18 protein-coding genes are annotated in these 19,013 nt (G+C 73.5%); 6 read left to right on the forward strand and 12 right to left on the reverse strand.

Annotation, left to right across the window (positions count from 1 at the left end; genetic code table 11):
- Nucleotides 1–330 precede the first annotated feature (330 nt).
- Nucleotides 331–3,846, reverse strand: a complete 3,516-nt coding sequence (metH, locus tag GKC29_RS20160; protein ID WP_155332298.1) for a methionine synthase — start codon at nt 3,844–3,846, stop codon at nt 331–333.
- A gap of 263 nt (nt 3,847–4,109) precedes the next feature.
- Here metH and GKC29_RS20165 point away from each other — a divergent pair, with 263 nt between their 5' ends.
- Both GKC29_RS20165 and GKC29_RS20170 read left to right on the forward strand, forming a co-directional pair.
- Entirely contained in the window at nt 4,110–4,979 is an 870-nt protein-coding gene (locus GKC29_RS20165) for a PAC2 family protein (protein ID WP_155332299.1), read from the forward strand.
- A gap of 181 nt (nt 4,980–5,160) precedes the next feature.
- Entirely contained in the window at nt 5,161–5,952 is a 792-nt protein-coding gene (locus GKC29_RS20170; RefSeq protein ID WP_155332300.1) for a GntR family transcriptional regulator, read from the forward strand.
- A gap of 37 nt (nt 5,953–5,989) precedes the next feature.
- Here GKC29_RS20170 and mshC read toward each other — a convergent pair whose 3' ends face one another.
- The 6 genes from mshC to GKC29_RS20200 all read right to left on the reverse strand — a co-directional run bounded on the left by mshC (nt 5,990) and on the right by GKC29_RS20200 (nt 11,555).
- Nucleotides 5,990–7,228: a cysteine--1-D-myo-inosityl 2-amino-2-deoxy-alpha-D-glucopyranoside ligase gene (gene mshC / locus GKC29_RS20175; RefSeq protein ID WP_155332301.1), complete on the reverse strand. Its 1,239-nt coding sequence runs from the start codon at nt 7,226–7,228 to the stop codon at nt 5,990–5,992.
- Nucleotides 7,229–7,294: 66 nt separating this feature from the next.
- Nucleotides 7,295–8,113, reverse strand: coding sequence for an SCO1664 family protein (locus GKC29_RS20180; RefSeq protein WP_155332302.1), 819 nt, complete (start codon nt 8,111–8,113; stop codon nt 7,295–7,297).
- On the reverse strand, nt 8,110–8,688 hold the full coding sequence (locus tag GKC29_RS20185) for a DUF3090 domain-containing protein (RefSeq protein WP_155332303.1): 579 nt from the start codon (nt 8,686–8,688) through the stop codon (nt 8,110–8,112). The genes GKC29_RS20180 and GKC29_RS20185 overlap by 4 nt, the downstream gene beginning before the upstream one ends.
- Nucleotides 8,689–8,803: 115 nt before the next feature.
- Nucleotides 8,804–9,520: an MSMEG_4193 family putative phosphomutase gene (locus GKC29_RS20190; protein WP_155332304.1), complete on the reverse strand. Its 717-nt coding sequence runs from the start codon at nt 9,518–9,520 to the stop codon at nt 8,804–8,806.
- Nucleotides 9,521–9,669: 149 nt separating this feature from the next.
- Nucleotides 9,670–10,506, reverse strand: coding sequence for an undecaprenyl-diphosphate phosphatase (locus tag GKC29_RS20195; protein WP_155332305.1), 837 nt, complete (start codon nt 10,504–10,506; stop codon nt 9,670–9,672).
- Nucleotides 10,503–11,555, reverse strand: a complete 1,053-nt coding sequence (locus GKC29_RS20200; RefSeq protein ID WP_155332306.1) for an LLM class F420-dependent oxidoreductase — start codon at nt 11,553–11,555, stop codon at nt 10,503–10,505. The genes GKC29_RS20195 and GKC29_RS20200 overlap by 4 nt, the downstream gene beginning before the upstream one ends.
- A 199-nt stretch (nt 11,556–11,754) precedes the next feature.
- Here GKC29_RS20200 and GKC29_RS20205 point away from each other — a divergent pair, with 199 nt between their 5' ends.
- Nucleotides 11,755–12,726: an aldo/keto reductase gene (locus GKC29_RS20205; protein WP_155332307.1), complete on the forward strand. Its 972-nt coding sequence runs from the start codon at nt 11,755–11,757 to the stop codon at nt 12,724–12,726.
- A gap of 52 nt (nt 12,727–12,778) precedes the next feature.
- Here the strand turns inward: GKC29_RS20205 and GKC29_RS20210 are convergent, their stop codons facing one another.
- The 3 genes from GKC29_RS20210 to GKC29_RS20220 are packed head-to-tail and all read right to left on the reverse strand — an operon-like array spanning nt 12,779 to nt 15,100.
- Nucleotides 12,779–13,690, reverse strand: coding sequence for a hypothetical protein (locus GKC29_RS20210; RefSeq protein WP_155332308.1), 912 nt, complete (start codon nt 13,688–13,690; stop codon nt 12,779–12,781).
- A 22-nt stretch (nt 13,691–13,712) separates the two neighbouring features.
- Complete coding sequence (locus GKC29_RS20215) at nt 13,713–14,774, reverse strand: WXG100 family type VII secretion target (protein WP_155332309.1); 1,062 nt, start codon at nt 14,772–14,774, stop codon at nt 13,713–13,715.
- The gene (locus GKC29_RS20220; RefSeq protein ID WP_155332310.1) at nt 14,771–15,100 is read right to left on the reverse strand and encodes a hypothetical protein; all 330 of its coding nucleotides are present in this window, start codon (nt 15,098–15,100) and stop codon (nt 14,771–14,773) included. Before GKC29_RS20220 ends, GKC29_RS20215 begins: the two co-directional genes overlap by 4 nt.
- Nucleotides 15,101–15,192: 92 nt before the next feature.
- Here GKC29_RS20220 and GKC29_RS20225 point away from each other — a divergent pair, with 92 nt between their 5' ends.
- The 3 genes from GKC29_RS20225 to GKC29_RS20235 all read left to right on the forward strand — a co-directional run bounded on the left by GKC29_RS20225 (nt 15,193) and on the right by GKC29_RS20235 (nt 16,745).
- The gene (locus tag GKC29_RS20225) at nt 15,193–15,615 is read left to right on the forward strand and encodes a YbaB/EbfC family nucleoid-associated protein (protein WP_155332311.1); all 423 of its coding nucleotides are present in this window, start codon (nt 15,193–15,195) and stop codon (nt 15,613–15,615) included.
- A complete protein-coding gene (locus tag GKC29_RS20230) occupies nt 15,612–16,454 on the forward strand; it encodes an SseB family protein (protein ID WP_155332312.1) in 843 nt (280 codons plus the stop codon). The genes GKC29_RS20225 and GKC29_RS20230 overlap by 4 nt, the downstream gene beginning before the upstream one ends.
- Nucleotides 16,455–16,553: 99 nt before the next feature.
- On the forward strand, nt 16,554–16,745 hold the full coding sequence (locus tag GKC29_RS20235) for a DUF5703 family protein (RefSeq protein WP_088993715.1): 192 nt from the start codon (nt 16,554–16,556) through the stop codon (nt 16,743–16,745).
- A 113-nt stretch (nt 16,746–16,858) separates the two neighbouring features.
- On the opposite strand, the gene GKC29_RS20240 is transcribed toward GKC29_RS20235, so the two are convergent.
- On the reverse strand, nt 16,859–17,515 hold the full coding sequence (locus GKC29_RS20240) for a hypothetical protein (RefSeq protein ID WP_155332313.1): 657 nt from the start codon (nt 17,513–17,515) through the stop codon (nt 16,859–16,861).
- 54 nt (nt 17,516–17,569) lie between these two features.
- A complete protein-coding gene (locus tag GKC29_RS20245; RefSeq protein WP_155332314.1) occupies nt 17,570–18,898 on the reverse strand; it encodes a M20/M25/M40 family metallo-hydrolase in 1,329 nt (442 codons plus the stop codon).
- Nucleotides 18,899–19,013: the final 115 nt, after the last annotated feature.

A 19,013-nucleotide genomic window follows, 5' to 3' on the forward strand; every position in this document is an offset into this window, starting at 1 on the left:
GCATCGAGCGAAGCGATGATGTCGGCACCGTCGGCGCACCGCCACGGAGCTCCGGGCGAGACCCGCATCGTGCGGCCGGGCGCCCGCCACGTCGCGACACCGTCTTCGGTGCGCTCCCGCGTCCACGCACCGGACATCTCGATCGCCCAACCATCGCCTAGCGGCCTCCGCACGCGCCCCTCAGTGTGACTGACGGCTGGCGGTCCGTCGATCAGCCCCCGCCCGGCGCAAGCCTGGCGGAGCAACGTGACCGAGGAAAGGCCTTGGGCGCAACTGCCGCTCGTACGAGCTAGCCGGAGGTGTTGACGCAGTCCAGGAAGGGTGACGGCGTCACTTGGCGTTGAAGTAGCTCGCCTCCGGGTGGTGGACCACGATCGCGTCGGTGGCCTGCTCCGGGACGAGCTGGAACTCCTCGGACAGCTGCACACCGATCCGCTCCGCCCCCAGCAGGTCCACGATCTTGGCGCGGTCCTCCAGGTCGGGGCAGGCCGGGTAGCCGAACGCGTACCGGCAGCCGCGGTAGTCGGTACGCAGCAACCCGGCCAGGTCCGCCGGGTCGTCGTCGGCCACCGTACGCCCGCCGGGCAGGGTCAGCTCGGCGCGGACCCGCCGGTGCCAGTACTCGGCGAGGGCCTCGGTGAGCTGCACGGACAGGCCGTGCACCTCCAGGTAGTCGCGGTACTCGTTGCGGGCGAACAGCTTCGCCGTGTATTCGCTGATCGGCTGGCCGACGGTGACCAGCTGCAACGCCACCACGTCCAACTCGTCGCCCCGCGGGCGGAAGAAGTCCGCGAGGCAGAGCCGCCGCTCCTGCCGCTGCCGGGGGAACGAGAAGCGGGCCCGCTCGGAGTGGCCGTTCTCGTCCAGCACCACCAGGTCGTTGCCCTCGGAGTACGCCGGGAAGTAGCCGTACACGACGGCCGCTTCGAGGACCTGGTCGGCGATCAGCCGGTCCAGCCAGTAGCGCAGCCGCGGCCGGCCCTCGGTCTCCACCAGCTCCTCGTAGGACGGCCCCTGCCCGCCCCGCGCGCCGCGCAGCCCCCACTGACCGAGGAACGTGGCCCGCTCGTCGAGCAGCGCCGCGTAGTCGGCCAGCGGAACGCCCTTGACCACCCGCGTACCGAGGAACGGCGGGGTGGGCACCTCCACGTCGACCGCCACGTCGGAGCGGACCGACGAGTCGTGCAGCTCGGGCAGCGACTCGGTGACGACGGCCCGCTGCCGCTCCCGGCGGGCCCGGCGGGCGGCGAGAGCGGCCTCCCGCTCCGCGTCGACCACGGGCGCGCCACCACGCTTCGCCGCCATCACCCGGTCCATCAGGGACAGCCCCTCGAACGCGTCCCGCGCGTAGTGCACCTGCCCGGGGAACATCGACCGCAGGTCGTCCTCCACGTACGCCCGGGTCAGCGCCGCCCCGCCGAGCAGGACCGGCCACCGCTCCGCGACCCCGCGCGAAGCCATCTCGACCAGGTTCTCCTTCATGATGACCGTGCTCTTGACCAGCAGCCCGGACATGCCGATCGCGTCGGCGCGGTGCTGCTCGGCGGCGTCGAGGATGGCGTTGATCGGCTGCTTGATGCCGATGTTCACCACCTCGTAGCCGTTGTTGGACAGGATGATGTCCACCAGGTTCTTGCCGATGTCGTGCACGTCGCCCTTCACCGTGGCGAGCACGATGCGGCCCTTGCCGCCGTCGTCGGCCTTCTCCATGTGCGGTTCCAGGTAGGCCACCGCGGTCTTCATCACCTCGGCGGACTGGAGCACGAACGGCAACTGCATCTGGCCGGAGCCGAACAGCTCACCGACGACCTTCATCCCGTCCAGCAGGATGTCGTTGATGATGGACAGCGGCGACCGGCCCTCGGCCATGGCCGTGTCCAGGTCGGCCTCCAGGCCGGTGCGCTCCCCGTCGATGATCCGCCGCTTGAGCCGCTCGTCCAGCGGCAGGGCCGCGAGCTCCTCCGCCCGACTGGCGCGCGCCGACGCGGCGTCGACGCCCTCGAACAGCTCGATGAAGCGCTGCACCGGGTCGTACCCCTCGCGGCGCCGGTCGTAGACCAGGTCGAGCGCGACCTCCCGCTGCTGCTCGGGGATCTTCGACATCGGCAGGATCTTGCTGGCGTGCACGATCGCCGAGGTGAGCCCGGCCTGCACGCACTCGTGCAGGAACACCGAGTTGAGCACCTGCCGCGCCGCCGGGTTGAGACCGAACGAGACGTTGGAGATGCCCAGCGTGAAGTTCACCCCCGGGTACCGGGCGGCGATCTCCCGGATGGCCTCGATCGTCTCGATGCCGTCGCGGCGGGTCTCCTCCTGACCGGTGGCGATCGGGAAGGTCAGCGCGTCGATGAGGATGTCCGACCGCGACATCCCCCAGCGGCCGGTCAGGTCCTCGATCAGCCGCGAGGCGACCCGGACCTTCCACTCCCGGGTGCGGGCCTGGCCCTCCTCGTCGATGAGCAGCGCGACCACGGCGGCCCCGTGCTCCTTGACGACCGGCATCACCCGCGCGTAGCGGGAGTCGGGGCCGTCGCCGTCCTCGAAGTTCACCGAGTTGACCACGCACCGGCCGCCGAGCATCTCCAACCCGGCCTCGACCACCCCCGGCTCGGTGGAGTCGAGCATGATCGGCAGGGTGGAGGCGGTCGCGAACCGGCCGGCCAGCTCCCGCATGTCCCGCGTGCCGTCGCGACCCACGTAGTCGACGCAGAGGTCCAGCAGGTGGGAGCCGTCCCGGGCCTGGCCGCGGGCGATCTCCACGCACGCCTGCCAGTCACCGGCGATCATCGCTTCCCGGAACGCCTTGGAGCCGTTGGCGTTGGTCCGCTCCCCCACCATCAGCACGCTGGCGTCCTGCGCGAACGGCACGTGGTGGTAGATCGACGAGACGCCCGGCTCCGGCCGCGGCTCCCGGGCCACCGGCGTACGGCCACGCAGCCGCTCCACGAGGACCCGGATGTGCTCCGGGGTGCTGCCGCAGCAGCCACCGACCAGCGAGACGCCGTAGTCGGCGACGAAGCGCTCCAGGGCGTCGGCCATCTCGACCGGGGTCAGCGGGAAGTACGCGCCCTCGGAGGTCAGCACCGGCAGGCCGGCGTTCGGCATCACCGACAGCGGGACCCGCGCGTGCTGCGACAGGTAGCGCAGGTGCTCGCCCATTTCCGCCGGGCCGGTCGAGCAGTTCAGGCCGATCAGGTCCACACCGAGCGGCTCGATCGCGGTCAGCGCCGCGCCGATCTCGCTGCCCAGCAGCATCGTGCCGGTCGTCTCCACGGCGACGTGGCAGATGATCGGCACCTGCCGGCCCAACTCGACCATCGCCCGCTTCGAGCCCACCACCGCCGCCTTGACCTGGAGCAGGTCCTGGCAGGTCTCGACGATCAGCGCGTCCGAGCCCCCGGCGATCAGACCGGCGGCGTTCTCCTGGTACGCGTCCCGCAGCGACGCGTACGCGGCGTGCCCGAGGGTGGGCAGCTTCGTGCCGGGGCCGATCGAGCCGAGGACGAAACGGGGCTGCTCCGGCGTGGCGTACCCGTCGGCGGCCGCGCGGGCCAGCCGGGCGCCCGCCTCGGACAGCTCGCGGATGCGCCCCTCGATGCCGTACTCGGCGAGGTTCGGCAGGTTCGCGCCGAAGGTGTTGGTCTCCACGCAGTCCGCGCCCGCGGCCAGGTACGCCTCGTGCACCCCGCGGACGACGTCCGGCCTGGTCACGTTGAGGATCTCGTTGCAGCCCTCAAGGCCGTCGAAGTCGTCGAGGGTCAGGTCCGCCGCGTGCAGCATCGTCCCCATCGCCCCGTCGGCGATCAGGATCCGGTCCGCCAGGGCGTCGAGGAAAGAGATCCGCACAGGTTCAGGTTAGTGCGACCGGTCGCGGCGTGGTCGAACCCGGCTCGCCGGTCCCACATACTGTCACCGGGATCACCCCGGACCGGTTCGTTACGGTATGGCCGGCCGGCGGCGGGCACGACCGGCGCGGCCGACGGGCCGGGTCCGGTCCCGGCACGTAGGCTGACGGACGTGAGGGACTACAGCGACACCACCGTGCACGGCGGGCGGCCGGCCGGAAACCACTCCGGCGCCGTCCCCGACGAGCAGGGCGAGGTGACGGCATGACCGAGTTCGACGGACTGCCGGTGCTGCGGTCCCCCGTGGCCATCGCCGCCTTCGAGGGCTGGAACGACGCCGCCGACGCGTCGACCGCGGCCGTGGAGCACCTGGAGCAGGTGTGGCAGGCCCGGCCGGTCACCGAGCTGGACCCGGAGGACTTCTACGACTTCCAGGTCAGCCGTCCCACCATCACCATGTCGGACGGGGAGACCCGCCGGGTGGAGTGGCCGACCACCCGCTTCATGGTCGCCAGCCCGGCCGGCACGGAACGGGACGTGGTGCTGATCCGGGGCATCGAGCCCAGCATGCGCTGGCGCACCTTCTGCGAGCAGGTGCTGGAGATCTGCCACAGCCTAGAGGTCGAGCGGGTGGTCCTGCTCGGCGCGCTGCTGGCCGACGTGCCGTACACCCGGCCGCTGCCGATCAGCGGGAGCGCCTCCGACAAGGACGCCGCCCAGCGCTACCAGCTCACGCCCACCCGTTACGACGGCCCGACCGGCATCGTCGGGGTGCTGCACGACGCGTGCACCCGCGCCGAGGTGGACGCGGTGTCGTTCTGGGTGCACGTGCCGCACTACGCCAACAACCCGCCCTGCCCGAAGGCCACCCTCGCCCTGCTGCACCGCGTCGAGGAGGTGCTCGACCTGCCGGTCCCGATGGCCGACCTCGCGGAGGAGGCCGCCGAGTGGGAGCAGCGGGTGCGCAGCGCGGCCGAGCAGGACGCCGAGCTCGGCGAGTACGTCCGCGAGCTGGAGGAACGGGTCGGCGACGCCGGCATCACCCCGCTGACCGGGGACGAGATCGCCCAGGAGTTCGAGAAGTACCTGCGCCGCCGTGGCGGTTCCGCCGGCCCCACCGCCGGCTCCTGGTGACGCTCGTCCGCTGACCGGGCCCCGGATCCGTTCCGGGGCCCGTTTCGTTCCCTGCCACCGGTTCGTCTGCGCGCTGCTCCCCCTGGTCGGGGCGGGCGGGCCGCACAGCGTGTGTCACGGGTGGCGCGGCTCACACCGCGTAGGGCATCCTAGGAACCTAGCTGTGATCGAGGAGGCGGGTATGCAGATCAACCCCGGCGCGGCCGAGTTCCCGCACCGGCAGATCGCCGCGCAGCTCAAGGCCCAGGTGCGCCGCGGCGACTGGGGGCCGGGCGAACGGCTGCCGTCCATCCCGGCCATCGCCGAGATGTTCGGCGTCGCGAAGCAGACCGTGCAGCGCGCCGTCGACCAGCTGCGCGTCGAGGGCATCCTGATCACCAAACCCGGCTCGGGTACGTACGTCCGCGGCACCCGGCGCCGCCTCAACCGCCTCTCCCGGGGCCGGTACGGCGGCTTCCGCGGCTACCACACCGACCTGGCCGCCCGGTACCGGCAGCAGCTCCTCTCCGTCGGCCGGGCTCCTGCCCCGCCCGAGGTCGCCGACGCGTTCGGGGTCGCCGACGGCACCGACCTGCTCTGCCGCCGGCACCTGGTCCGCACCGAGGACTCCCCGGTCGAGGTCGGCGCCTCCTGGTTCCTGCCCGCCGACACCGCCGGCACCTCGCTGGAGCGGGCCGAGGCGTTCGGCCGGCCGCTCTACCAGGAGGCCGAGGAGGCGACCGGCCGGCGGTACGTCACCGCCACCGACACGATCAGCGCCCGCCAACCCAGCCGGGAGGAGGCGGAGATCCTCCAGATCCGCCCCGACACACCGGTGCTGCACCTGCTGCACGTCGCCTACGACGGACGCCACAGACCGATCGAGGTCGCCCAGGCGACCTGGCCCGGTCCGGTCACCACGCTGACCGAGGAGTACCGCGTCCCCGCCCCGAACCCGGACCCGGACCCGGACCCCGGCCTGGTCCTCGGCTGAGGCCCGGGCGGCGCGAGGGCGGCCGGCCCGCAGACGGCTACAGGCGGATGCCGAGGAGGGCGTCCACCGTCTGCGTGAACAGGGCCGGGGCCGCCGGGTCGTCGCCGGTGCCGGCGAGCGCCTGATCGGCCCAGGCGTCGGCCAGAGCGAGCGCACCGGGGGTGTCGAGATCGTCGGCGAGGCGCTCGCGTACCCCGGTCAGAAGGGCCGCGCCGGACGGCCCGGACGGCGCGGCGGCGGCCCGCCGCCACCGGGCCAGCCGCTCCTGCGAGACGGCGAGCAGGTCGTCGGTCCACGACCGGTCGCTGCGGTAGTGTCCGCTCATCAGGGCCAGCCGGACCGCCATCGGATCCACCTTGTCGGCCCGCAGCCGGGACACGAAGACCAGGTTGCCGCGGGACTTCGACATCTTCTCGCCGTCCAGGCCGATCATGCCGGCGTGCACGTAGTGGCCGGCGAACGGCGCCTCGCCGGTCAGCCGCTCGGCGTGCGCGGCGGAGCACTCGTGGTGCGGGAAGATCAGGTCGTTGCCGCCGCCCTGCACGTCGATCCGGTCGCCGAGCAGGTTGAGCGCGATGACCGCGCACTCGATGTGCCAGCCGGGACGACCCGGGCCCAGGTCACCGCCGGGCCAGGACGGCTCGCCCTCCCGGGCGCCGCGCCACAGCAGCGGGTCGAGCGGGTCGCGCTTGCCGGCCCGGTCCGGGTCGCCGCCGCGCTCGGGGAAGATCTCCAGCATCTGCTCCCGGGTCAGGTTGGACTCGTACCCGAAGCGGGGCGCGGCGGAGATGTCGAAGTAGATGTCACCGGTGCCGTCGTCCAGCCGGTACGCGGCACCCTCCTTGAGCAGGACGAGAACCTTCTCGGCGATGTCCGGGATCGACTCCACGGCCCCGACGTAGTGCGCCGGCGGGATGATCCGCAGCGCCTCCATGTCCTCCCGGAACAGGGCGGTCTCCCGCATCGCGAGGACCTTCCAGTCCTCGCCGTCCCGGGCGGCGCGCTCCAGCAGCGGGTCGTCGATGTCGGTGACGTTCTGCACATACGTGACGTCGAGCCCCGCGTCCCGCCACAGCCGCTGCACCAGGTCGAAAGTGATCATGGTGGCGGCGTGGCCGAGGTGGGTGGCGTCGTACGGGGTGATGCCGCAGACGTACATCGTGCCCGTGCCGGTCGGGGTGCTGGGCGCCGCGCCCTGCCGCGCCGAGTCGAACAACGACAGCGGGCCGCCCCTGCCGGGCAGCCGTGGCACCTCATGCCCCACCCAAGACTCCATGACCGCCAGCCTAACCAGCCGACGGGCAGCCCCGGGCCGCGCCACCGGTGATCAAGGCGACATCGCTCACATGGGCGGCCAGGGCACCGCCGGCCAGTCCTGCGGCGGCTGCGGGAACCGGCCCGTGGCGCGCAGCCGCTCGATCCGGGCGGCCAGTTCGGCGACCTCGCCGAGGGTGAGGTGCTCGCCCAACTCCTCGCCGAGATCACCGGCGACCCGGCCGGCGAGCGCGTCGAGCACCTCCACCACGTCCGGCGGCAACTCTCGACCCGCCCAGCCCCACAGGACCGTCCGCAGCTTCTCCTCCACGTGGAAGCTCACACCGTGGTCCACCCCGTAGATCCGGTCGTCCGCGCCGAGCAGCACGTGGCCGCCCTTCCGGTCGCCGTTGTTGATCACCGCGTCGAGCACGGCGAGGCGGGCCAGCCGCGGGTCGTCGGCGTGCGCGAGGGCGTACGGGGTGCCGTCGTCGTCCCGGGCCGCCGCGATCGGGAACCAGCGGGGCGGCAGCGCGTCAACCGGCACGAACCCGACCAACGGCTCACCCTCGGCCGGCTCGTCGATCCAGAGCTGGCAGGAACCCGGGCCCAGCGGGCCGTCCCGGAGCACCGTCGGCGGCACCAGATCCCATCCGGTGGCACGGGACACCAGGTACGCGGCGACCTCCCGGCCGGCGAGGGTGCCGTCGGGGAAGTCCCAGAGCGGGCGCTCACCCCGGACCGGCTTGTAGACACAGCGGGCGGTCACCCCGTCCAGGGTCAGCACGCCCCGCAGCGTGGTGTTCGACGCGTCGACCAGCCGGCCCTCCAGGTCGAGCGTGCCGTCCCGGAGCAGCCGGAGCGCGGCGTCGCCGTCCTGGCGGGGTTGCAGGTCGGACGAGGTCACCGGTGGTAACCGTTGTGGCGCGGGCAGAGGTGACCCGCGGGGTCGAGCGGCTGGCCGCACAGCGGGCAGGGCGGACGGCCGGCGTTGACCACCCGCCGGGCGCGCTCGATGAACTGCCGGGTCGCCTCCGGCGTCAGCCGCACCCGGAGCCGGTCCAGGTCGTCGTCCGGCTCCTCGTCGTCGTCGGACTCCTCGTCGTCCGGCTCGCCCAGCTCGACCTCGGCCTCGGTCTCGCCGACGGCGATCGCCTCGATCACCACCGTCTCGGTGTCGACGTCGAAGGCCAGCCCCAGCGTGCCGACCCGGAACTCCTCGTCGACCGGCGTGTCCAGCGGGTCGTTGTCGCCGAGCGTGGCGCTGGGCTCGGGAACCTTCACCCCGAACCGGCGCTGCGCCTCGGAGAGCAGCTCCTCCAGCTTCTCGGCCAGCAGCGAGACCTGGACCTTCTCCAGCGCGACGCTGACCAGCCGGCCGCCGCCGCGCGCCTGGAGGAAGAACGTCCGATCCCCCGGCGGCCCGACGGTCCCGGCGACGAACCGCTCCGGCGGTTCGAAGGCGTGCACCTGGTGGGTCATGCCTCGACCCTATCCGGCGCGCCCACGCAGCGCGCACCCCACCGACCCGAATCGCCCAGCGCGGCACACGAGGGGCTCGGGCGCGTCCCCGGTGCGCGGCCGCCCCGGCGGGCCGTCACCGCGCGGTCGTTCCCGCTCCCCCGCCGACCGCCGCGTCCGAGTCGGCCGCGCGCGGCGTCCGCCGGCGCCGCTTCCGCGGCGGCGGGACCAGCGCCGCCAGGTCGCCGCCGGTGTCGTTGAGCCGGACCAGGAACGGCCGCAACGGCGTGTAACGGATCGCCGTGACCGACGCCGGGTCCGCGACGATGCGCTGGAAGAGATCCAGGTGTACGCCGAGCGCGTCGGCCACGATCGCCTTGATCACATCGCCGTGGGTGCAGGCCAGCCACACCGCCTCGGCGCCGTGCTCGGCGGTCACCCGGGCGTCCCAGGCCCGTACCGAGGCGACCGCCCGCGCCGCCATGGCGGCCATCGCCTCACCCCCGGGGAAGACCGCCGCGCTGGGATGCTGCTGGACGACGGGCCACAGCGGCTCCTTCGCCAGCTTCTTCAGCGGCTGCCCCTCCCAGCTGCCGTACCCGCACTCGATCAGCCCGTCCTCCACCACCGGCGTCGCCTCCGGCAGCGCCAGCTCGAGGGTCTGCCGGCAGCGGACCAGCGGGCTGGTCACCACCGCCGCCAGCGGCACCGGCCTGAGCCGCTCCCCGACGGCTGTGGCCTGCGCCCGGCCGGTCTCGTCCAGCTCGACCGGCTGCCGGCCGGCCAGCCCGCCGTCCGCGTTCGCGGTCGTCCGGCCGTGTCGCAGAAGCAGAAGGGTCGCCACGCTGACCACCCTAGGCGGTGTGGTGGGCGGGATCGTGCCGGCCAGGCTCGGGGGTGTGGCCGCGTCCGGTGAGGAGCGCGGCCCGGCGGGAGATCTCGGGAAGGAAACGGCCCTTCGCGGGGCCGAAACCCGCCAAGACCTCCCGCTGGGCGGGCGGCTCAGGTGGCGCTGATCGTGCCGGTCAGCAGCAGGGCGAGCACCAGCGTGCCCAGGGCGACCCGGTACAGCACGAAGACGTACAGGGTGTGGTGCGCGACGTAGCGCAGCAGCCAGGCGATGGCCGCGTACCCCACCGCGAACGCGATGATCGTCGCCACGACCATCTGCGCGCCGCTCGGCACCGAGGTGCCCGGCGCCGCGGGCTCGAAGACGTCCCCGAGGCTGAAGATGCCCGACATGACCACGGCGGGGATGGCCAGCAGGAACGAGTAGCGGGCCGCCGTCTCCCGGGTCAGGTTGAGCAGCAGGCCGGCGGTGAGCGTGCCACCGGAGCGGGAGACGCCCGGGATCAGCGCCATCGCCTGGGCGAAGCCCATCACGATGCCGTCCTTCATCCGGAAGTTCTCCAGGGTGCGGGTCTGCCGGCCCCAGTACTCGGCGAACGCCAGCACGAACGCGAACACGATCAGCGTCGTGGCGACCAGCCACAGGTTCCGGCCGGCGGTGCGGATCTGATCCTTGAACAGGAAGCCGAACAAGCCGATCGGGATCGAGCCGACGATCACGTACCAGGCCATCCGGTAGTCGAGGCTGGAACGCACCGACCGGTCCCATAGGCCGACCACCCACGTCCGGGCGATCCGCCAGATGTCCTTGGCGAAGTAGATCAGCACCGCCGCCTCGGTGCCGAGCTGCGTCACCGCGGTGAACGACGCGCCGGCGTCCCGCTCGAAGAAGATCGCCGACGTGATCCGCAGGTGCCCGGAGGAGCTGACCGGCAGGAACTCGGTGAGCCCCTGGACGATGCCCAGAACGATGGCTTCGACCCAGGTCACTCCCCGACTCCCGAGAGGTCCAGCGCCTCGGCGACGGTACGCAGCGTCTGCACGCCGCTGTCCCGGTCGGCGGCGAACAGCGTCACCGACAGGGTGGTGACACCGGCCGCCGCGTACTCCCGCAACCGGTCGGCGATGCGCTCCTTCGGGCCGAGCAGCGAGGTGCGGTCGATGAACTCCATCGGCACCGCCGCGGCGGCGTCGCGCTGCCGCTTCGCCAGGTACAGGTCCTGCACCTCACGAGCGGCGTCGCCGTACCCCATCCGGGTGGCGAGCTGGTTGTAGAAGTTCTGCTGCCGGCTGCCCATGCCGCCCACGTAGAGGGCCGCGTACCAGCGGACCAGCTCGGCGCAGGACGCGATGTCGTCGCCGACCACCACCGGCACCGACGGCACCACGTCGAACCCGGCCAGCTCCTTGCCGACCTTCGCCCGGCCGGCCCGCACGCTGGCGAGCTGCTCCTCGGCGAACTCCGGCGCGTAGAAGACGGCCAGCCAGCCGTCGGCGATCTCCCCGGCGAGTTCCAGGTTCTTCGGACCGACAGCGGCCAGGTAGATCGGGATGTGCTCGCGGGGCGGGTGGAAGCCCAGGCGCAGCGCCTTGCCCGGCCCGTCGGGCAGCGGCAGGGTGTAGAACTCGCCGTCGTAGGCGACCTCCTTGCGGGCCACCGCCAGCTTCACGATGTCGACGAACTCGCGGGTCCGCGCCAGGGGCTTGCCGAACCGTACGCCGTGCCAGCCCTCGGAGACCTGCGGCCCGGACACGCCCAGACCCAGCCGGAACCGGCCGCCGGAGAGCGCGTCGATGGTCGCCGCGGTCATCGCGGTCATCGCCGGCGTCCGGGCGGGAATCTGCATCACCGCGCTGCCCACGTCGATCCGCTGGGTCTGGCCGGCCATCCAGGCGAGCATGCTCGGCGAGTCGGAGCCGTAGGCCTCCGCCGCCCACACCACCGAGTAGCCGAGCCGGTCCGCCTCCTGGGCCAGGGCCAGGTGGTCGGCCGGTGTGCTCCACGCCGTCTGGTATCCGAGGCTGAGCCCGAGTCGCACTAGTCCTCCCCCATCCGCACCACAGGTCGCATCAGGTTACGCAATGCCCCCGCCGCACCCGATCACCGGCTCACGGAAAACCGGTGCGAGCGGCGACGGAGGGCGCGCGGCGACCCGGGCGAGCGGATCCACGGACCTGCCGGCAGACTTGACGGGAGCGAGGATATCGGTGCGGCCCCGTTGGAAATAAGGTTCACGCATGCAACAGCGACCGCTCGGCCGAAGCGGGCTGGCGGTTTCGCGGCTCGCGCTCGGCACCATGACCTGGGGCCGGGACACCGACGCCGACGACGCGGCCGCCCAGCTGAAGAGCTACCTCGACGCGGGCGGCAACCTGATCGACACCGCCGACGTCTACGGCGACGGCGACGCCGAGTCCGTGATCGGCTCCCTTCTGGGCACCCTGGTCCCCCGCGACGAACTGCTGATCGCCACCAAGGCGGGGCTGCGGCCGGGCAGCGGCCGGCGCCGCGACGGCTCGCGCGGGCACCTGCTGCGGACGCTGGACGCCTCGCTGCGCCGGCTCGGCACCGACCACGTCGACCTGTTCCAGGTGCACGGGTACGACCCCGACACGCCGCTGGAGGAGACCCTCGCCGCGCTGGACCACGCGGTGGCCAGCGGGCGGGTCCGCTACGTGGGCGTGTCGAACTTCTCCGGCTGGCAGACCGCCCGGGCCGCCGCGTGGCAGACCGCCTGGCCCGGCCGGGCCCCGGTGGTCGCCACGCAGGTGGAGTACTCGTTGCTGGAACGCGGCATCGAGCGGGAGGTGCTGCCGGCCTGCGAGGCGCTCGGGCTGGGCGTCCTGCCCTGGTCGCCGCTCGGGCGGGGGGTGCTCACCGGCAAGTACCGGCACGGCCGGCCCGCCGACTCCCGGGCCGCGTCGCCGCACTTCGAACGGTTCGTCGCCACCTACCTGGAGCCGCGGTGCTCCAGCATCGTGGAGGCGGTCGCCACCGCCGCGGGCGGTCTCGGGGTCTCCCCGATGGAGGTCGCGCTGGCCTGGGTCCGCGACCGGCCGGGCGTGGTCGCGCCGATCCTGGGCGCCCGCACGGTCGGTCAGCTGCTCGGCGTGCTCCAGGTCGAGCGGATGACCCTGCCGGACGAGATCGTGACGGCGCTCGACGACGTGTCGGCGGTCGAGGTCGGCTACCCGGAACGCGACGGCTGAGCAGGGCGCGAACCGAGGGCCGCGGCCGGGCCGGTGCCCGTCCGGTCCGGGATCAGGGCGTCGGACGGTCGCCGGCGGTGTCGCGGACGGCGGCGAGGAAGCGCGACTGGTCGTCCCGGGTCGCCGGGTTGACGATGCGGATCCACGACCCGTCGTCGAAGACGACGGTCGACGGGAACTGCATGAGCCGCGCACCGCCCTCGGAGTCGATCCGGGCGATCCGCCGCCGCTCCACGCTCCACAGCACCTGCGGCCGGCGGCGGTCCGGCCGCCCCTCGTCGGGCCGGCGGCCCATCCGCAGCAGGAGCAGGTGGGTGTCGGTCACCGCGAGTGGCGTGCCGGTGTAGCGCTCCAGGAACAGCAGCAGGCTGCCGGCGAGGGTGGCGAGGTCGCCGCTGAAGACGTACCGCCGCCGGTAGGCGATCTCGGCGAGCTGGTCGGCCAGCGGGCGGTACCGGCTGAGCCGGAACAGGGTGCGGAAGGCCTCCTGCTCCGGGGTCAGCGGCAGCGGCTCACGCGGCTCGGCGGGCTGCGACGGGGCGGGACGCTCCGGCTGGTCGCCCACCGACTCGGGCAGGCCGGCGGCGACCGCGGCGGCCCTGCCCGGCAGCAGCAGGACGCCGGCGGCGATCCGGACCGGCGCCAGCACCGCCTCCACCCACGCCACCGGGTTGACGATGTTGAGCAGCCCGAACAGGGCACGCGGGTCGAGGGCCTCGGCGACCTCGGTGCCGACCCGGTCGGCGAGCTGGCTGCCCGCCCGGTGCGTCTCCGGCGTGCGGACCGGCGCCAGGCCGACGTAGCGGAGCTCCTGGTCGGGTACCAGCGGGGCGACCAGGGCGCGTTCCGGTTCGTCGCTGGTGCGGAACTCGTCGCGCAGCTCGCGGGCCTTGTCCCGGGCGGCCCGGGCGCCGCCGAGCACCGCGTCGGTCAGCCGACCGAGTCGACCTCGTGCTCCGGTCACGCCGTACCTCCTCGATCGGCCCTCACCGGCCGGCCGGTTGCGTCGCGGGCGGCTGCCCGAAGACATTCTGGTCGATCCAGTCGGCGCCGTCCCGCACGGCCTGGTCGACCTGGTCACCGACCTGGTCCATGCCGGGCACGGAGAGCCCGCTGACCACGGCGACGCTGCCCCAGGTGACACCGTGCACCACCGAGTTGGGGATGTTCCACGGCAGGTTGGTGGCCCAGTCCCGGCCGATCACCCGCGCCCCGTCGCCGACGCCGTGCGCCCGCAGCGCGCCGAGACGCTCGAAGGCGCTCATGTCGAACGGCGACCCGGACTTGCCGAGCTTCCAGGTGCCCTTCGTGGGGTCGAGGAACTTGTGGAACCACTTGTCGGCCTCGCCGGCGGCGCGCCGCTTGTCGGCGTACTTCGTGCCGGTGCGCAGCGCCTTCTGCTTGTCGACCAGCTTGTCCAGGTGGTTGCGCAGCTTGCGCAGGTGGTACAGGACCCGTTGCAGCAGCTTGATGACCTTCTGCAGGTGGGCGGCGAGGGGCCGGATCACCTTGAGCATCCGGGCGAGGGCGATCATGCCCCGGGTGACCCCGAGGGCCAGGCCCGCCGCCCAGGACGCGCCGGCGGTGAACGGCGCCATCAGCAGCGCGGTCACCAGCGTGACCAGCAGGAAGTTGACGAACTCGACGCAGATGTCGACCAGCACGTCGTGCACGGTCTGCAGGGCGTCGGCGGTGCCGCGCAGGTACTCGGCCGTGGCGGCGAAATGCTCGGCCACGTCCAGCAGCTGCTGCTCCACCTCGGCCAGCCGCGTGCCGTACGCCTCGCCGGCGGGTGAGCGCCAGCCGGCCTGCTCGGCCTCGCGGACACCGCGGTGGCCCATCGCCAGCTCGCGCACCTCGACGGCGAGCGCGTCCCACTCGGTGGCCTTGGCGCGCAGCGCGGCCGGCTCGCCGTCGACGAGGTCGACGAGCTGGATCAGCGGCCAGGCCAGGGTGCGGCAGACACCGTCGACGGCACGGTCCACGCCGGACAGGGCGTTGTCGAGGCCGTTCCACAGCTCGACGGCGGTGCCGGCGGGCCCGCTCACCCGGCCATCCCGCCGCCGATCGCGCGGAAGCCCGCGTCGATGTCCTGCTCGTTGCGCTCGTACGTCTCCGCCGTCGAGCCCAGCGCGGCGCCGACCCGCTCGAACGCGTCGCGGCCGGAGCGGAACAGCTCCATCCCGCCGCTGACCTGCTCGGCGTACGTGGCGCGGAGGATGTCGCTGGCGAACGGCAGGTGGCCGAACGCGTCGTCGGGCAGGTCGCCCGCGGACACCACCCGGCCTTCCAGCGCGCCGAGCGACGCGGCCACCTGTTTCGCCGCCGCCGCCAACCGTCGTACCGCCTGCACGTCGACGTCGATGTCCGCCATGCCGTCCTCCCCACCGTCGCGGCCTACCGAAGATACGATCATGCGGTCGCCGGTCGCCACCCCGCCGGTGCCGCAATGGGGGAAGGTTTCGCATGAGTGACCCGCTGTCCGCGTTCGACGCGCTCGCCGGACGGATCGCCGACATCCAACGCCGGTTCGCCGGGCTCCAGGACGACCTCGCCGAGCTCAGTGGCACCGCCACGGACGACTCCGGCCTGGTCACGGCCACAGTGGACGCCGCCGGCGAGCTGCAAGGCGTGACCTTCGCACCCGCCGCGCTCCGCGCCGGCACGGAGGAGTTGTCGGCGATGGTGCTGGCCGCGTACCGGCAGGCCCGCTCGGCGGCGGCGGAGCAGCTCACCGACCGGACCGAGGGGCTGGAGGCGACGCTCGGCGCGGGCCTGGGCGGCCTGTTCGGCGAGCCCGGCGACTTCTCCGCGCAGGGCCGCCGGCTGGAGGAGGCCATCGAGCGGCTCGGCCGCCTGGACGGGCGGCTGCCGGGGCCGCCGGCATGACCTCGGGCTGGCCCGACCTGGTCGCCCGGCTGCACGACACGCTGGTCCGGTGCCACCGGGACACCGACCTGGAGCTCACCGCCGGGGACCGCCGGCTGCGCCTGATGGTGCGGCGGGACACCGTCCGTGGGGAGTGCCCGGGGTACGACGCGCAACGGCTGGCCGGTCTCGGCTGGCAGCCGCCCGGCGCGGGGGGCGGCTGGTGGTTCGAGACGCCGCGTACCCCGCGCGCGGTGCGCTGGTGGAGTGACTTCGCGCTGCGGACCGCGGCGGCGGTGCTGACCGACGACCCGGACGCGCTCTCCTGCCGGGTGGCATCACCGGCCGCTTCCCGGGCGCGTCCCGAACCGGCGGGCGGCGGCGGGGCGACGCCCGCTGCGGGCCGGGACGGCGGCAGCGCCGGCGCCGGGCCGGTGGCCGGGAAGCCCGCCGGCGGAGGTGGCGGGCGGCCCGGGTGGCCGGCGGCGGACGGGGCGGTCCGGGAGCGCCTGGCGGCGGCCGTCGGACGCCGGGACCTGGCCGGTTTCCTGGCGGTGCTCGCCGGGGTGGTGGTGTGCGTGCCGCTCACGGCGGAGCCGTCCCCGGAGCGGGGCTTTCCCTGGGCGGTCGTCACCGACGCCGACGGGGCGCCGCTGCTCCCGGTGTTCACCTCGCCGGAGGCGCTGACCGCGTTCGCCGGGTCGGGGGTGCCGTTCGTGGCCGTACCCTGTGCCGAGCTGTTCGCGGACTGGCCGGACGGGCGGTGGGGGTTGGCGGTGGACGCCGGTGGCCCGGCGGCCCTCACGCTGGCCGCGCCGGCCCTGACCGCGCTGCTGGCGGCGAACGTCCCCACCGCGTGACCCCGGCCGGGCGCGCGTACGGCGGCCCACCGGGCGGGGCGGCGCGGGTCACCCGCCGGGGGGTGGCGCCGGGCCGCCGGGCTGGGCAGCATAGGGCGCATGGACTACGAATACGCGCCGCTGCGGTTGCCGCCGAATGTCGACCGGTTGACCGCCGCGGCGCAGCTGGCGATCCAGGCGGAGTTCTCCGGCTGGGAGTTGGCCCGGGTGCGGCTGTTCCGGGACGGTACGCGGCAGGTGATGTTGCGCCGTCGCCGGATCAACCAGCCGCAGCCGGGCCTGTCGTACTGACCGGCCACCCGGCCGTCGCCCGGTGGCGGCCGGCCCGCCCGGGGTCCGGGCCGTCCGGCCGGTCCCCGGGCGTCGCCACCTGACCGGTCGCGCGCCGGTCAGGTGACGCGTGGTCAGTGGGCGTGGTCGTGCTCCTCGTCGTCGAGTTCCAGGAACGGGTGCTCGTCGAGCCGGCCGACGAGTCGGTCGTCGGGGGCCGGCTGGAACGGGCCGACCGCGTCGTCGTCGTCGAAGGACTCCAGGTCGACCGGGGTGCTGACCTCGCTGACCATCACCACGCCGTCGAGCGGCTCCAGCTCCGGCACGTCCAGCGCGGCGAGCGAGCCGTCCCCGCTCTGGAGCAGTTCCAGCACGGCCTCGCCGACGCCCTCGACGGGCTCGGGCTCGTCGTCGTCGGGGGTGCCCGCGCGGCGGGCCGCCTCGGCGGCGCGGATGAGCGCGGAGACGCTCGGCACCCGGTAGTCGCGCCGCTGGCGCACCGAGATGACCTGCGGGTGCGGGTCGGTCGGCTCGACCCCTTCGAGGCCGGCGAACCGCTTGTCGGCCTCGTCCGGGTCGATCGACTCCACGTCCCACGGGGTGACCTCGCCGAAGGCGTCCATGAGTTGCTCGTCGTAGGCGTACGACGCGTTGTTCAAGGTCACGTACGCCTGCCAGACGTCGTCGTCGTCGATGCGGCCCTGCGCGGCGCGGACGGCGGCCAGGTGGTGGCGGGCCGCTTCGATGACGCGTTCGAGGGCGGCGTCCAGCTCACCGTGCTGGTCGGTCATGTGTGGAAGTCCCTTCGATGTTCGGGGAGTACCGCGCCGGGAACCGGACGCGGGTCAGCAGGTGCGGAGGAACCGGTCGAGAACCCGCACGCCGAACTGTAGCCCGTCCACCGGAACCCGCTCGTCGATGCCGTGGAACAGCGCGGAGAAGTTCAGGTCGGCCGGCAGCCGCAGCGGCGCGAAACCGAAGCAGCGGATCCCGAGCTGCGAGAACGCCTTCGCGTCGGTGCCGCCGGAGAGCATGTACGGCACCGGCCGGGCTCCCGGGTCCTCGGCGCGCAGCGCCGCGGACATCGCCGCCACCAGGTCGCCGTCGAAGGTGGTCTCCAGCGCCGGCTGGCGCTGGACGTACTCGATGGCGATGTCCGGGCCGACCAGCTCGCGCAGCTGCTGCTCCAGCAGCTCGGACTGGCCGGGGAGGCTGCGGCAGTCGATGGTGGCGGTGGCCCGCCCCGGGATCACGTTGTCCTTGTACCCGGCGGCGAGGCGGGTCGGGTTGGCGGTGTTGCGGATGGTCGCGCCGATGATGTTGGCGATCGGGCCGAGCTTGGCGATGGCGGTCTCCGGGTCGTCCGGGTCCAGCTCGATGCCGAGCACCTCGGACACCTGCTCCAGGAAGGCGCGCACCGTGTCGGTCATGACGACCGGGAAGCGGTGCCGGCCGACCCGGGCGACGGCTTCGGCGAGGGCCGTGACGGCGTTGTCGTCGTGCACCATCGAGCCGTGGCCGGGGCGGCCCTTCGCGTGCAGGCGCAGCCAGTCGATGCCCTTCTGGGCGGTTTCGATCAGGTAGAGCCGCCGGTTCTCGTCAACCGAGTACGAGAAGCCGCCGACCTCACCGATCGCCTCGGTGCAGCCCTCGAAGAGGTCCGCGTGCCGCTCCACCAGGAAGTGCGCGCCGTAGTCGCTGCCGGCCTCCTCGTCGGCGGTGTACGCGAGCACGATGTCCCGGGGCGGGCGGACGCCGGTGCGCTGCCAGTGCCGCACCACCGCGAGCGCCATCGCGTCGAAGTCCTTCATGTCGATCGCGCCCCGGCCCCACAGGTAGCCGTCGCGCTGCTCGCCGGAGAACGGGTGCACCGACCACTCGTCGGCGTCGGCGGGCACCACGTCGAGGTGGCCGTGCACGAGCAGGGCGGGACGGCCCGGGTCGGCGCCGGGGATGCGGGCGACCACGTTCGCCCGGCCCGGGGCCGACTCGTGGAGGACCGACTCCACGCCGACCTCGGCGAGCTTCTCCGCCACGTACTCGGCGGCGCGGCGCTCACCGGCGCTGGTGTCGTTGTCACCGGTGTTGGTGGTGTCGATGCGCAGCAGGTCGCGGCAGAGGTCGACGACCTCGTCGGTGGGCGAGGGGTGGACGGGGGCGGCGTCGGTCGTCATTGCCTCTTCATACCAGCCGCACGGCCCGATCCCGTCGCCCGTCCCGGCCGCGTCGGTGCGGGGACGGACCGGTCACGCCGGGTCGCACGGGGGCGCCGGTTTCGCGATCACCGCG

Origin of the sequence: Micromonospora sp. WMMC415 (assembly GCF_009707425.1) — a bacterium.
In the GTDB taxonomy this organism is placed as follows: Bacteria; Actinomycetota; Actinomycetes; order Mycobacteriales; family Micromonosporaceae; genus Micromonospora.

Bases quoted from the DNA above. Each gene is read 5' to 3' on its own strand.
- GKC29_RS20230 (WP_155332312.1), top strand. From the start codon at position 15,612: ATGACCTCGGGCTGGCCCGACCTGGTCGCCCGGCTGCACGACACGCTG.
- mshC (WP_155332301.1), bottom strand. From the start codon at position 7,228: ATGGAGTCTTGGGTGGGGCATGAGGTGCCACGGCTGCCCGGCAGGGGC.
- GKC29_RS20235 (WP_088993715.1), top strand. From the start codon at position 16,554: ATGGACTACGAATACGCGCCGCTGCGGTTGCCGCCGAATGTCGACCGG.
- GKC29_RS20170 (WP_155332300.1), top strand. From the start codon at position 5,161: ATGCAGATCAACCCCGGCGCGGCCGAGTTCCCGCACCGGCAGATCGCC.
- GKC29_RS20245 (WP_155332314.1), bottom strand. From the start codon at position 18,898: ATGACGACCGACGCCGCCCCCGTCCACCCCTCGCCCACCGACGAGGTC.
- GKC29_RS20205 (WP_155332307.1), top strand. From the start codon at position 11,755: ATGCAACAGCGACCGCTCGGCCGAAGCGGGCTGGCGGTTTCGCGGCTC.
- GKC29_RS20225 (WP_155332311.1), top strand. From the start codon at position 15,193: ATGAGTGACCCGCTGTCCGCGTTCGACGCGCTCGCCGGACGGATCGCC.
- GKC29_RS20165 (WP_155332299.1), top strand. From the start codon at position 4,110: ATGACCGAGTTCGACGGACTGCCGGTGCTGCGGTCCCCCGTGGCCATC.
- GKC29_RS20240 (WP_155332313.1), bottom strand. From the start codon at position 17,515: ATGACCGACCAGCACGGTGAGCTGGACGCCGCCCTCGAACGCGTCATC.
- GKC29_RS20185 (WP_155332303.1), bottom strand. From the start codon at position 8,688: ATGACCCACCAGGTGCACGCCTTCGAACCGCCGGAGCGGTTCGTCGCC.
- GKC29_RS20220 (WP_155332310.1), bottom strand. From the start codon at position 15,100: ATGGCGGACATCGACGTCGACGTGCAGGCGGTACGACGGTTGGCGGCG.